The sequence below is a fragment of the Hyphomicrobium sp. 01T421 genome, from assembly GCF_056398805.1.
Genome location: NZ_JBFTQC010000003.1, coordinates 306,340 through 317,876, shown reverse-complemented (window position 1 = coordinate 317,876; position 11,537 = coordinate 306,340). Strand labels below are relative to the sequence as shown.

General features: G+C 61.4%; 15 protein-coding genes. 5 read left to right on the top strand and 10 right to left on the bottom strand.

Annotated elements, in window-relative coordinates; genetic code table 11:
- Positions 1 to 228: 228 nt before the first annotated feature.
- From ntrC to dusB, 3 genes are read right to left on the bottom strand one after another with little or no spacing between them, the layout of a single operon-like run.
- Complete coding sequence (ntrC, locus tag AC1DK3_RS18470; RefSeq protein ID WP_339084073.1) at positions 229 to 1,674, bottom strand: nitrogen regulation protein NR(I); 1,446 nt, start codon at positions 1,672 to 1,674, stop codon at positions 229 to 231.
- Complete coding sequence (locus AC1DK3_RS18465; protein ID WP_477193704.1) at positions 1,674 to 2,840, bottom strand: two-component system sensor histidine kinase NtrB; 1,167 nt, start codon at positions 2,838 to 2,840, stop codon at positions 1,674 to 1,676. The genes ntrC and AC1DK3_RS18465 overlap by 1 nt, the downstream gene beginning before the upstream one ends.
- Positions 2,837 to 3,823 (bottom strand): tRNA dihydrouridine synthase DusB, encoded by a 987-nt coding sequence (gene dusB / locus AC1DK3_RS18460; protein ID WP_477193759.1) that lies wholly within the window; start codon positions 3,821 to 3,823, stop codon positions 2,837 to 2,839. Before dusB ends, AC1DK3_RS18465 begins: the two co-directional genes overlap by 4 nt.
- Positions 3,824 to 4,105: 282 nt before the next feature.
- On the opposite strand from dusB, the gene AC1DK3_RS18455 reads away from it, so the two are divergent.
- From AC1DK3_RS18455 to AC1DK3_RS18435, 5 genes are all read left to right on the top strand, one after another.
- Positions 4,106 to 5,311: a bifunctional 2-C-methyl-D-erythritol 4-phosphate cytidylyltransferase/2-C-methyl-D-erythritol 2,4-cyclodiphosphate synthase gene (locus AC1DK3_RS18455; protein ID WP_477193703.1), complete on the top strand. Its 1,206-nt coding sequence runs from the start codon at positions 4,106 to 4,108 to the stop codon at positions 5,309 to 5,311.
- Positions 5,308 to 5,928 (top strand): cation efflux transmembrane domain-containing protein, encoded by a 621-nt coding sequence (locus AC1DK3_RS18450; RefSeq protein ID WP_477193702.1) that lies wholly within the window; start codon positions 5,308 to 5,310, stop codon positions 5,926 to 5,928. The genes AC1DK3_RS18455 and AC1DK3_RS18450 overlap by 4 nt, the downstream gene beginning before the upstream one ends.
- Before the next feature lie 157 nt (positions 5,929 to 6,085).
- Positions 6,086 to 6,571, top strand: a complete 486-nt coding sequence (locus tag AC1DK3_RS18445) for a MarR family winged helix-turn-helix transcriptional regulator (RefSeq protein WP_477193701.1) — start codon at positions 6,086 to 6,088, stop codon at positions 6,569 to 6,571.
- 108 nt (positions 6,572 to 6,679) lie between these two features.
- The gene (locus AC1DK3_RS18440; protein WP_477193700.1) at positions 6,680 to 7,171 is read left to right on the top strand and encodes a CinA family protein; all 492 of its coding nucleotides are present in this window, start codon (positions 6,680 to 6,682) and stop codon (positions 7,169 to 7,171) included.
- Positions 7,168 to 8,031, top strand: a complete 864-nt coding sequence (locus tag AC1DK3_RS18435) for a pentapeptide repeat-containing protein (RefSeq protein ID WP_477193699.1) — start codon at positions 7,168 to 7,170, stop codon at positions 8,029 to 8,031. Before AC1DK3_RS18440 ends, AC1DK3_RS18435 begins: the two co-directional genes overlap by 4 nt.
- Positions 8,032 to 8,040: 9 nt before the next feature.
- On the opposite strand, the gene AC1DK3_RS18430 is transcribed toward AC1DK3_RS18435, so the two are convergent.
- The 7 genes from AC1DK3_RS18430 to AC1DK3_RS18400 form a co-directional block, all read right to left on the bottom strand.
- Complete coding sequence (locus AC1DK3_RS18430; protein ID WP_477193698.1) at positions 8,041 to 8,508, bottom strand: type II toxin-antitoxin system RatA family toxin; 468 nt, start codon at positions 8,506 to 8,508, stop codon at positions 8,041 to 8,043.
- A 106-nt stretch (positions 8,509 to 8,614) separates the two neighbouring features.
- Complete coding sequence (locus AC1DK3_RS18425; protein ID WP_477193697.1) at positions 8,615 to 8,869, bottom strand: GlsB/YeaQ/YmgE family stress response membrane protein; 255 nt, start codon at positions 8,867 to 8,869, stop codon at positions 8,615 to 8,617.
- An 84-nt stretch (positions 8,870 to 8,953) separates the two neighbouring features.
- Positions 8,954 to 9,241: a hypothetical protein gene (locus AC1DK3_RS18420; RefSeq protein ID WP_477193696.1), complete on the bottom strand. Its 288-nt coding sequence runs from the start codon at positions 9,239 to 9,241 to the stop codon at positions 8,954 to 8,956.
- Between the two features lie 202 nt (positions 9,242 to 9,443).
- A complete protein-coding gene (locus tag AC1DK3_RS18415; protein ID WP_477193695.1) occupies positions 9,444 to 9,830 on the bottom strand; it encodes a hypothetical protein in 387 nt (128 codons plus the stop codon).
- Between the two features lie 234 nt (positions 9,831 to 10,064).
- On the bottom strand, positions 10,065 to 10,394 hold the full coding sequence (locus tag AC1DK3_RS18410) for a DUF5076 domain-containing protein (RefSeq protein WP_477193694.1): 330 nt from the start codon (positions 10,392 to 10,394) through the stop codon (positions 10,065 to 10,067).
- A 136-nt stretch (positions 10,395 to 10,530) separates the two neighbouring features.
- Positions 10,531 to 10,794 carry an FtsB family cell division protein gene (locus AC1DK3_RS18405; RefSeq protein ID WP_477193693.1) on the bottom strand — a complete coding sequence of 88 codons (264 nt, stop codon included), beginning with the start codon at positions 10,792 to 10,794 and terminating at the stop codon, positions 10,531 to 10,533.
- Positions 10,795 to 11,046: 252 nt separating this feature from the next.
- Positions 11,047 to 11,397, bottom strand: a complete 351-nt coding sequence (locus AC1DK3_RS18400; protein ID WP_477193692.1) for a hypothetical protein — start codon at positions 11,395 to 11,397, stop codon at positions 11,047 to 11,049.
- Positions 11,398 to 11,537: the final 140 nt, after the last annotated feature.

The following is an 11,537-nucleotide window of genomic DNA, read 5'->3' as shown; positions in this document are numbered from 1 at the left end:
CTATTGCTCTGAATTCGTTCCCAATTGACCGTCCGCCCATTACCGTGGACGGCATTTCCCGACGCGGTATTTCCACGCCGGGCGAGCATGCAGCGACGATCACGCTACAGCTGCCCAGACCCAACAGCCTAACTGTGACATTTTCGCGACGGGTGTGGCGCAGATCAAGCGCCAAACGCACGTTCGGTCAAGGCCTGTGGATAACTTTTTGGGATAAGAACCGGATGATCAGCCTTCGACGGTGCGAAATACCCGGATATTGAGATCCCGAATGCGCGCGCGCAGCGTGTTGCGATTGAGGCCGAGAAGCTCGGCGGCGCGAATTTGATTGCCGCGCGTGGCGGCCAGCGCCGCGCTGAGCAGCGGTTTCTCAACGTCGCGGATGACCCGGTCGTAAAGGCCTGGCGGCGGCAGTTCATTGCCGAACGAAGAAAAATACCGCGAGAGGTATCGTTCGACGGCTTCTCCGAGATCGCCGCCTTCGGCGCCGCCTCCGACCGGGGCCGAGATCGCGGAGCCCGCAAGCTCCTGCTCGACGATCTGAGCCGTCAGCGCGTCCTGCGTGTAGAGGGCGACAAGGCGGCGGACGACGTTCTCCAGCTCACGGACGTTTCCGGGCCAAGGATGCGACTTGAGGCGTTCGATCGCGGCGGTCTCAATCGACTTCTGGCCGAGGCCTTCCCGCGCTGCCTGTCTCAGGAAGTGGCGAACGAGATCGCCGATATCTTCGAGCCGCTCCCGAAGCGGTGGCAGGCGGATCGGCACGACATTCAGCCGATAGAAAAGATCTTCCCGGAATAGACCCTGCTGGATCTGCGTTTTGAGATCGCGGTGCGTCGCCGCGATGATGCGCACGTTGGTCTTGATGGGCGTGCGTCCGCCAACGGTCGTGTATTCACCTTGCTGCAGAACGCGCAAAAGCCGCGTCTGCGCCTCGAGCGGCATATCGCCGATCTCGTCGAGGAAGAGCGTACCGCCCTCGGCCTGCTCGAAGCGGCCGGGCGTGCGCGTCTGGGCGCCGGTGAAGGCCCCCTTTTCGTGCCCAAAGAGCTCGCTCTCGATCAATTCCCGCGGGATCGCCGCCATGTTGATCGCGACGAAGGGGCCGTGCCGGCGCTTGCCGTAATCGTGCAGAACGCGCGCGACGAGTTCCTTGCCCGTGCCGCTCTCGCCGTTGATCATGACCGTCAGATCGCTCTGCGTCAGGCGGGCGAGCACGCGGTAGATGTCTTGCATCGGCAGCGAACGGCCGATGAGCGGCAGTTCGTCCGTCTCGCGTTCGGTGTTGACCGTCTGGCGCTTTCGCCCCGGCTCCGACAGCGCACGCGAAACAACCGCCACGACCTCATTGAGATCGAAGGGTTTGGGCAGATATTCGAAGGCGCCCTTCTCGGCCGCCGTCAGCGCCGTCATAAGCGTGTTCTGCGCGCTCATGACGATGATCGGCAGGTCGGGCCGCAGCTTCTTCATCCGCGGAATGAGATCGAACGCGTTCTCGTCCGGCATGACGACGTCCGTGATGACGACATCGCCCTCGCCCTGGCTCACCCAGCGCCACAGCGTCGCCGCGTTGCCAGTCGCCCGGGGCGCGAAACCTGCTCGCGCCAATGCCTGGTTCAACACCGTGCGAATGGCGGTGTCGTCGTCGGCGATAAGTATGGTGCCTCTGGCCATTAAGTCTCTCTCGTCGTCGGCACGGGAGCTGGCCGCGTGCGTTGCATGGGAAGCAGCACGCGGAAGATCGTGCGCTTGGGCTCACTTTCACATTCGATGATGCCGCCGTGATCGGCGATGATCTTGGCGACCAGGGCGAGGCCGAGGCCGCTACCTGACGTCTTTGTGGTGACGAACGGGTCGAAGAGATGCGGCTTCAAATGATCGGGGATGCCGCAACCGTTGTCTTCGATCTGGATCATCAGCGGGAGGCTGACGCGCATATCGGAGCCGGGAAGCGATAACCGCACGCCCGGCCTAAACGCCGTCTGCATGATGATGCGGCCAGAGTCGGTTCTATCGCCGATGGCTTCCGCCGCGTTCTTCAGAAGGTTGAGGAAGACCTGCACGAGCTTGTCGCGGTTGCCGAGAACGGCCGGCAGCGACGGATCGTAATCTTCGACGTAGCGAATGTTGCGGCCGAACCCGTGCTCCGCGATGCGTCGCACGTGATTGAGAACGTCGTGAATGTTGACCGCATCCTTCGTGATCGGGCGCTCGTCACCGAACACTTCCATGCGATCGACGAGGTTTCGGATGCGATCGGTTTCGGAACAGATGAGCTGGGTCAGCGCGCGGTCTTCGTCGGAAAGAGCGGGCTCCAACAGCTGGGCTGCGCCGCGGATGCCGGATAAGGGATTTTTGATCTCGTGCGCCAAGACGCCGGCCATTCCCGACACGGAGCGCGCGGCCGCGCGATGCGTCAGCTGCCGCTCGATCATTTGCGCCATCGAGCGCTGCTGCAGCATGAGGAACATGTTGCGCGGCTCTTCCAGAAGCGGGCCGCCGTAAACATCGACGAGCTTTGCACCGGAGAACCGGGGCGTTGCGACCTCGATGCTGTATTCATTGACTGTCGAGCTTGTGGCCTGCACCTGCTCGATCAATCCAAGCAGCGGGCAGCCGAATGCGACGATGTCGGAAATTCGGCTTCTCGTCAGCGCGGACGCGCTCATCGAGAAAAAGGATTCAGCCGCCGCGTTGGCAAAAACGATGGTTTGATCGCTGGCGACGACGAGTATCGGGTGCGGCAGCGCACTCAATAGATCCTCGCAATCGACCACTCTGGCCGGAGGCGGCGCCGAGTGACGATCAGATTTGCGTACCGATGCCGACTTGCTACTCATGCCGCGCGGGACTCCGTACAAGAATAAAAAGTCTTAAGGCCGTCGAGCACGCGCTCGGGTTCAAGCATCGTGCAGAGCTTGGCGCGCCACGACTTGACGACCGCTTCGCTGGCGCCGCTCGTCGCCAAATACCAGCCGACGTGCTTGCGGGCGTTGCGCAGACCGAGGTCCCTGCCGTAGTGGCCGAGCATCGCTTCGACATGCTCGATGGCAATGTCGCGCTGGTCGTCGAGTGCCGGATCGCCTGCATCGCGGCCCGTCGCCAAGAAGTTTGCGATGCGCCCGGGCATCCACGGTGCCCCGTAGGCCCCGCGTCCGACCATGACGCCCCTCGCCCCGGATGCTCGCAGCGCCTCTGCGGCGTGGACGGGCGATAGGATGTCTCCGTTGACCAGGACGGGAAGCGAGGTCGCTTCAACGACGGGACGAACGGCGGTCCAGTCGGCTGTGCCGGTGAAGAACTGACATCTCGTGCGGCCGTGCACCGTGATCAGCTTGACGCCTTCGGCCTCGGCTCGCTTGGCGAGTTCAGGCGCATTGCGGGTGTTGTCGTCCCAGCCGAGCCGCATCTTCAGCGTCACGGGAACCTTCACGGCATTGATGACCGCTTTGATCAAAGCCTGGGCGTGGTCGAGATTGCGCATGAGCGCGGAGCCCGAGAGCTTGCCCGTCACCTCTTTGGCCGGGCAGCCCATATTGATGTCGATGATGTTCGCGCCCTTCGCTTCGGCGATACGGGCGCCCTCAGCCATCCACCGCTCTTCGCGGCCGGCGAGTTGTACGACAAACGGTGTTAGGTCCCGTCCCTCGACCCGGCGCAGGACGTCAAAACGCGATTTGACCAATTCCTCGCTCGCGACCATCTCGGAAACGACAAGGCTCGCTCCAAGGCGATGAGCAAGGCGCCGGAAGGGCAGATCACTCACCCCCGACATGGGCGCCAAGACTGCGGGCGGCGCGCCGTTTACGATGTCTTCTAGCATTTGGTCGAAACCAGCTCTCACCGTTCTGCCTATTCCCTGTGCAGATTAAAGATGTGCCGCGAGTTTGGGCAGCCTATGCGCCGTTCAGGGATTTCGCAAGGGTGAACAAGACGTTTCGGATTTGCCGATTTGACGCGGCTGAGCATCTGGCGATTATGAAATTGGCAGTTCCGGTTTCACGGCGGCCATTCCAGCGGGCGAGAGGGTGTTGCGAAAGCTCGCGCCAGCGGGCACGGAAGGCCTGGGCTTTCGACCATAGAGCATTTTCAGGGAGATCGTATCTTGCGCATTGCCGCTTTGATTGTCGCGGCCGGTCGGGGAACGCGCGCGGCTTCAAGCCAAAGCTCCGGCGGTCAGGGCGCCGGGCCGAAGCAATATGCGGCCATCGGAGGTCGAACGGTCCTCACCCGCGCGATCGATGCCTTCGCGCGCCATCCCGAGATCACCGAGATCAAGGTCGTCATCCATGCTGACGATGGCGAGTTGTACGAACGTGCCACGGCGGGATTTGGCTTCGGCAAGCTTTCCGGCGTCGCCATTGGCGGCCCAAGCCGGCAAGCGTCCGTCCTGCGCGGTCTCGAAGCTTTGGCGCCGGCGGCTCCCGACGTCGTCTTGATCCACGACGCCGCGAGGCCGTTCGTATCATCGAAGACGATATCGAACGTTATTGCGGCGCTTCGCGAGCGGCCCGCGGCCCTGGCGGCGCTGCCGGTCACCGACACCCTGAAGCGGACTTCCGGCGACGGCGTCGTTAAGGAGACTGTCGCCCGCGCTGGGCTATGGCGCGCGCAGACACCGCAAGGTTTTCAATTCGGGCCGATCATCGCCGCCCACCGCGAGGCCGCGAAGAAGAACTTGGATACGTTTACCGACGATGCTGCGATCGCCGAATGGGCCGGTCTCGAGGTGGCCGTGGTCGAAGATTCAACCGGTAACATCAAAATCACAACGGCAGAGGATCTCGAATTGGCAGACCGGCAAATGACTAGCGCACTCGAACCGCGCACCGGCACGGGCTTCGACGTTCACCGCTTCTCAGAAGGCGACCACGTTTGRCTCGGCGGCGTGAAAATTCCGCACACGCACAAACTCGAGGGACACTCCGACGCCGACGTCGTGCTGCACGCGCTGACGGATGCTCTGCTTGGAGCGATCGGAGATGGCGATATCGGTCAGCACTTCCCGCCGTCCGATCCGAAATGGAAGGGCGCTGCGTCGCGACTGTTTCTGGAGGATGCCGTTCGCCGCGTGCGAGAGATCGGCGGCCGGATCGGCAACGTCGATATTACCGTGCTTGCCGAAGCTCCGCGCATCGGACCGCACCGCCCGGCGATGCAGAACTTGATCGGCGAAGTCTTAGGTCTTCCGCCGAACCGCGTCGGTATCAAAGCCACGACGATGGAAAGCATGGGTTTCGTCGGCCGCCGAGAAGGCATGGCCGCAATGGCATCGGCGATGGTCTTTGTTCCGGCCGACGACGCCAAATGAGCGAGGCACCTGATCCCGCTGCCGACGACATCGCGACGAATGCCCGGCTGCGCGTGACGGTCCGGAATGTTGCGGCACTCAATCTCGGATATTTCGGGATCGAGTTTGCCGTGGCTGTCGCGATCGGCTCCGTCTCGCTCTTCGCCGACAGCGTCGACTTCCTCGAGGATGGCGCGATCAATCTGCTTATCCTCGCCGGGTTGGGTTTCAGCGCTGCACGCCGAGCCAAGCTCGGAATGCTCCTTGCGGTGATTATTCTTGTTCCGGGTCTCGCGACGCTCTGGACGGCTTGGCAGAACTTTGCGGACGTCCGCGTTCCGGACGCTCTTCCGCTCAGTCTCACAGGATTGGGAGCACTCGCCGTCAATGCCGTCTGCGCGTGGCTCCTCGCACCATTTCGTGCGGGAGGCGGCAGCCTGACCAAAGCGGCGTTTTTGTCGGCCCGAAACGATGTGGCCGCGAACATCGCGATTGTGTTCGCCGGACTTTTGACTGCTGGAACGGCGTCCCGCTGGCCGGATCTCATCGTTGGGCTCGGCATCGCGGCTCTGAACGCCGGAGCTGCCATCGAAATCTATCAGGCCGCCCGCGATGAACACGTTTCAGCCAAACCGTGATTACCGGGTTGCGTGCTCCCATCTATTCGTCTCGCCAACGAAATTGATGCTGCTTTGCAACGGCTTTCTTCGTTGACCCTCAAGGCAGAATCGCGGCATCAAATGGTTAAGTGGTTGTATTGCCACGACCCACGAAAGTGCTCATACGGGAGCCGATATGAACATCATGCCCCAAAATCTCGAACGCAAGCCTGACGACGACGCCATCAGCACAATCGCTGAGGCACAGTCGGAGATGTGCTTAGCGACCCGTGTGCGTCAGCTTTCGCGGATCGTCACGAGGGTTTACGACGATGCCTTGCGCCCACTCGGCATCACCGCGAGCCAATATACGTTGCTGGCACAGCTGGCTTCTCGTGACGCCATCACGGCCGTCGAGATCGGTCACGAACTCGACATTGAAAAGTCGACCCTCTCTCGCAACTTGAAGCGCCTCTTGGCACTTGGCCATATCATAATGGATCCTCCCGCCGGACGGCGGGGACGCGGCCTGCACCTTACGCCCAAAGGTCAGGCAGTCCTGAAGGATGCCTACCCGATTTGGCAAGGCGCCCAGAAGCGTGCTGTCGGGGCCATGGGCTCCGATAGCCGGTCCGTCCTCGATAGCCTGCTTTTACATGCTGAGGTCTTAGCCGCGGCTTGATCAGCCAAGCCGTTTGCACATTCTTCTCTCTCTAGATAGCGTTGCCGGGGAGTGCTTCATCTGAAGCGCTCCCCTCCTTCTTTTGGGAGCAATGGCGAGGCTTCCCGCGTGTTTCCACCTGACGTACTCGATGACGCCGGCCGGCTCATTGCCGCTCTCAGAGCCAAGCGCCGGCTGCTGGCGACGGCCGAGAGCTGCACGGGCGGCCTCGTTGCAAGCGCGATTACAGCCATAGCCGGTTCGTCGGACGTGTTTTTCGGCGGGTTCGTCACGTACGCCGACGATGCGAAGTCCGGCATGATTGGGGTCGATAGCGGGCTCATCCTGCGCCACGGGGCCGTTAGCGAGGCGGTGGCCCATGCCATGGCGGACGGCGTCGTCCGGACGACGGGGGTCGATCTGGCCGTTTCCATCACTGGCATCGCCGGGCCGGGCGGCGGCAGCCCGCACAAGCCCGTCGGGCTGGTTTACATCGGGATCGCTTCCGTGTTCGACGCTCCGCTCGTCGAACGCCATATGTTTGGCGAGGTTGGGAGGGATGAGGTTCGCCTCGCCAGCCTCCGGGCGGCCCTCAGGATGCTTCTAGAGGCAGCTGCATGAAGCCGGGAATATTCTGGGCATCCGTTGGCGCCGCCGTCCGCGCGTTCGTTCTGGTGGCTGCAAGCGCGCTGGAATTGGGGCTCACATTCGGGCCGTCGGTCGCCGCCGATATGTCGGCGCGGGACGTCTCGATCCTGGTGTTTCGGGCCGCTCCCGGAAGTCACCCTTCCCTCAATCATCGGGATCTGACGCGGCTTGATCTTTCTGGCCTCGACTTCAAACAGGCCGACCTCAGTCAATCCAATCTCTTCGGGGCCGATCTTTCCGGCGCAAACCTTTCGGGGACGGATCTCTCCGGCGCGATACTGGACCGCGTCACTCTCGTCGGCGCGAAGCTCGACGGCGCTCGCCTCGACAATGCGAGCCTGATGCGTCCGTCATCGTTCTCAACGCTCGCCCCACTTCCGGCCGAGGCACCGAGCCTCAAGGGCGCTTCGATGCGCGGCGCGCGGTTTTTTGGAACCTTCGCGGGCTCGAATCTTGCCGGCGCCGACCTCACCGATTCCCATTGTGCACCCACGTACACCACGGGCTTCATCGAGCACATTTGGCGGACCGACTTTACGAGCGCAAACCTTGTTGGGGCCATTCTCACGCGCGCCGACATGGGCCGAGCGCAACTGAGTTTCGCGCGGCTCCAAGGCGCGGTCATGCGCGACGTGATCCTGCGGGGCGCTGACCTTTCGGGCGCCGATCTGACGAATGCCGATCTGTCAGGCGCTGATCTGACGGACGCCGACCTGACCGATGCGGATGTTCGCGGCGCCAATCTCTCAGGCACCAAACTTCGCAATGCCAAAGGATTGGATCGGCTCAGAGGCTTGGCGCTCGCCAAAAACTCTGACAAGAGCGTCCGCTAGTTTTTGCCGTCAGGTTTCCGCCGTCTTGGATGCCGCGCCATAGACCTGAGAAGCGCGTTCCTCGAAGGCGTGGGTAAAACGCCGGAATGCCTGATCGAACATCGCGCCCATGAGCGCGCCGAGCAGTTTCGAGCGAAATTCGTAGTCGATGAAAAAATCGATCATCGAGCCCGATGGATCGTCCAAAAATTTCCAGCGATTTTCGAGGTGCTTGAAGGGACCGTCGAGGTAGCTGACATCGATACGCCGGTCAGACCTATCGATCACGACGCGTGTCGTGAAGCTTTCGGCGATCGATTTGTAGCCGATGCTCATGCGGGCTGTCAGTTCCTCTCCCGCAGCGGTTTGCTGGCGGGACAGGACGGTCAGGCCGGTGCAGAGCGGAAGGAAGTCGGGATATTTTTCAATGTCGGCGACGAGAGCAAACATTTGCTCGGCCGAAAAGCTGACGTGGCGCTGGGTGGAGAAAGATGGCATGGCGCCGGTCTTATGGCACGGGTCGCCGCTCAGCGGAAAGTATATGCTTCAAGCAGCCGCACCGCTGTGCGGCGGTGATGGCGTGTTGCTCTATCAAGCGATGAGACTAGGCGATCAGGCGGGCGACCAGCACGATCACGATTGCGCCGATCGCGGCAGTGACGATTTCCGACACGAAGGCGTTTCTGATGCCGAGATTGATGCCCAGCGCCCGGAACAGATAACCGCCGACGAAGGCGCCGATGATGCCGGTGATCAGGTATCGGATCAGGCCGTCGCCACCAACCACGAGAGAGGCCAGAAAGCCGGCGATGATCCCGATGATAGCGAAGACGACCAAACCGCGCGTTTGACTGTCCATGTCAGCTCCGAAGGCTTCCTCACCGAAACGGCGGCAACTGAACCGTCATCGCCGGATCGTCACCGTGGAGTCAAAACTGGAAGCTCAAACGTGGCAGCGAGCACCCAGATACTGGTTGAGCAGGTCGTTGTACTTGTCGACGTCGGCGCGTTGGGCCGGCGTAAGCTTGCCGCCGCCGCTGGCGCGTTCGACTTGAGCGGGAACGCCTCTGGAATCCAGCCGATTGAGTTCGCCGCGAATTGAACCGCACGATTCGCCCGCAGGAAGAGGCTTCGCTCCCGGATCGCCGCCGGTAGTTCCCGCTGCCCCGCCGCATCCCTGCAGCGCGCAGCCAAGAGCGATCACAAGACCAACCGCTAAACAACCCCGCATTATCCGTCTCACTCAGCTTGAATTTACGAAGAGGTTCCCGAGGACGGCTCTTCTAACGTCGCAGAGATCACAGCCAGGGAGCCTTCGCAATCCCCCGTGGCCTTCCTGTGGCACTGATGCAGCAACAGAAATTCCAAAATACCCGTTTTCCACACGCCAAAAAAGCGTGTGCGCCATCATCGCGGCAATGCTCGGGATCAGGTCAGTTCGCGGCAGGAGTCGTTGCAGCCGCGGCAGGTTTTGCCGGCTGTTGCGAGGCGACCTGGTTGGGAATGCCAGTGCCACAGCGGGTCTGGTATTCGCCGTAGGCCTTGTTGAGCTCGGCCTGCTTTTGGAGGGCCGTGCGCTTTACAGAAACCTTGTCGCCTTTGCCGTCGGCCGCCTTCTCGAGTCTCTCGATCGTGCCGTCACCCTTCAAGGTCGTGATCTGACTTGCGAGCGAGGCGCAGACAGGATCCGATTTTGCCGCGGTCTTCTCAGGCGCCATCACAGAGGCCGTAGAAAGATCAAAACCCGAGTTCGCGCATCCGCACGTGAGTGCCGCCGCAACGACGACGAAACCGATTTTGCCAATATGAACTTTTCTCATCTAAACCCCCAGAGAGTTGCCACCCACAACTCGACGCGCACGCACAAATTGTTAGCGATCCGAGAGGACGCGGCGCAAGGAGGGGAACCCTCGTCATCCCCCGCCAAAGCGGCGGAATGACCCGAAAGTGTGGAGATCAACTATCTGGCGCAAATGGGCAACAGAGCGGGCAGCACGGCCCGCTGCGCACGGCGGCGCTTGTACTCTCGACGCAACGATACGAGCGCGACAGCGCTAGTGGGTCACGCGCTTACGGCTTCTGCCGAAGGCCGCCAATTCGTTCTTCGGGAATGCCTCGTCGAAGCCTTTACGGACGGCCGCGATCAAGCGCTGTTCGCTCGATTCTCCGTTCGCGGAAGCCGAACGCGCGACGTGGTGCCCGATCTGCGCGAGCAATCTGCCCCATTCTTCCAATCGCGGGCCGAAGGCTTCGCCATTGAGGGTTACGACAAGTGCGCCGTCCGCCACCCAAGCTCTGATAAGCTCGACGGCCTGCTCGGCCTCCGGCACTTCTTCCGGGATATCGAGTTCGAGGAGGACGTCGGAATCCTGCAGGTCTGACATTTCATGGACTCCCCTCGATGCACCAAACGCATCTCTGACGTAGCCAGTCTCGGCCTGGTGCTCAAGCGGTGATTATCCCACGGGAGCACTCATTTGGAGCTGTGAGATGCCAAGGCGTAGTAATCAACTACGGTGCTTATTGGGCGGTGATGATTTTGTCGTCGGCGCGCACATAGCCGAGCATGTCGCGCGCGGTCTCTTCCACGATATCGGCGTTCGGGATTTCGGGAGACAGCAGCGCCACGTCGTGGCGGAGTTTCGTGCGCACGCTCTCGAGACCTTTGATCTCGAAATCGAGAAGCGCCGAGCGCTCGATGAGCTGAGCCCGCACCTCGAGGCCGTGCCGTCCATATCGAATGTGGTAGGCGAAATAGCTCGTCAGCGCGATACAGGCCAACATAATCGCAAGCTGCTCCATGAGCCGCCCGGCTCCGTTCGGCCTGTTCGTTGAGAGGCTCAAATAACGCAAGCCGCGGTCCCCGAGAAGAGAGGGTGAGATCGACGGTATATGAGAGGGGCCATTAAGAGCGGGTAAACCCGGTGTCGACCAACGGACAGCCGACAGACAGACATGTACAGGCAGACATGTCTGCAGTTAGAACATTGCGCGGAGAACGAGCCCAGACCGCCGCTCAAGATGCGCGATCGGCTTCTAGAAGCGGTGTTTCACTGATCCGTGGATCATCAGGTCTTTCTGATCATCGGAATTCTGCGAATCGGGAAGATTGGGAGCTTTATTATTGTCCTCGGCCGCGCCGTACAAAAGATCGAGGCCGAAGTCCATTTTCGGCAACGTACCGATTTTGCCCAGTCCGGGAATTCTGATTTCGGTGCCCTCAGGCTTCGAAGGACTTGCCTGATCTTGCTCTTGAGCCTTCGGGGCGTCGGGCGCGGACACGCCGCCCGGGATCGCCCCGCGCTGCTCTTCCATTGAGAACACATTGGTGCTCGCCGCAGCGGCCAACGCCGCCAGCATGCCAGTCACCATAATCAATCGTCTCACGTCTACCCCGCAATGCTTCGGAAGCACGCACATGCCGTAGTGTTGCGCGGTAGATAGCAGAACTTCAATGCCATTAGCCCATCGTTAACTGGACAGAGGACGTTTCTTATCGTCGCTGTTGTAGCATAGCCATGTTGCTC

Excerpts from the sequence above, each read along its gene's own strand:
- ntrC (WP_339084073.1), bottom strand. The coding sequence starts at position 1,674 with ATGGCCAGAGGCACCATACTTATCGCCGACGACGACACCGCCATTCGC.
- AC1DK3_RS18465 (WP_477193704.1), bottom strand. The coding sequence starts at position 2,840 with ATGAGTAGCAAGTCGGCATCGGTACGCAAATCTGATCGTCACTCGGCG.
- dusB (WP_477193759.1), bottom strand. The coding sequence starts at position 3,823 with ATGCTAGAAGACATCGTAAACGGCGCGCCGCCCGCAGTCTTGGCGCCC.
- AC1DK3_RS18450 (WP_477193702.1), top strand. The coding sequence starts at position 5,308 with ATGAGCGAGGCACCTGATCCCGCTGCCGACGACATCGCGACGAATGCC.
- AC1DK3_RS18445 (WP_477193701.1), top strand. The coding sequence starts at position 6,086 with ATGAACATCATGCCCCAAAATCTCGAACGCAAGCCTGACGACGACGCC.
- AC1DK3_RS18435 (WP_477193699.1), top strand. The coding sequence starts at position 7,168 with ATGAAGCCGGGAATATTCTGGGCATCCGTTGGCGCCGCCGTCCGCGCG.
- AC1DK3_RS18430 (WP_477193698.1), bottom strand. The coding sequence starts at position 8,508 with ATGCCATCTTTCTCCACCCAGCGCCACGTCAGCTTTTCGGCCGAGCAA.
- AC1DK3_RS18425 (WP_477193697.1), bottom strand. The coding sequence starts at position 8,869 with ATGGACAGTCAAACGCGCGGTTTGGTCGTCTTCGCTATCATCGGGATC.
- AC1DK3_RS18420 (WP_477193696.1), bottom strand. The coding sequence starts at position 9,241 with ATGCGGGGTTGTTTAGCGGTTGGTCTTGTGATCGCTCTTGGCTGCGCG.
- AC1DK3_RS18415 (WP_477193695.1), bottom strand. The coding sequence starts at position 9,830 with ATGAGAAAAGTTCATATTGGCAAAATCGGTTTCGTCGTCGTTGCGGCG.
- AC1DK3_RS18410 (WP_477193694.1), bottom strand. The coding sequence starts at position 10,394 with ATGTCAGACCTGCAGGATTCCGACGTCCTCCTCGAACTCGATATCCCG.
- AC1DK3_RS18405 (WP_477193693.1), bottom strand. The coding sequence starts at position 10,794 with ATGTTGGCCTGTATCGCGCTGACGAGCTATTTCGCCTACCACATTCGA.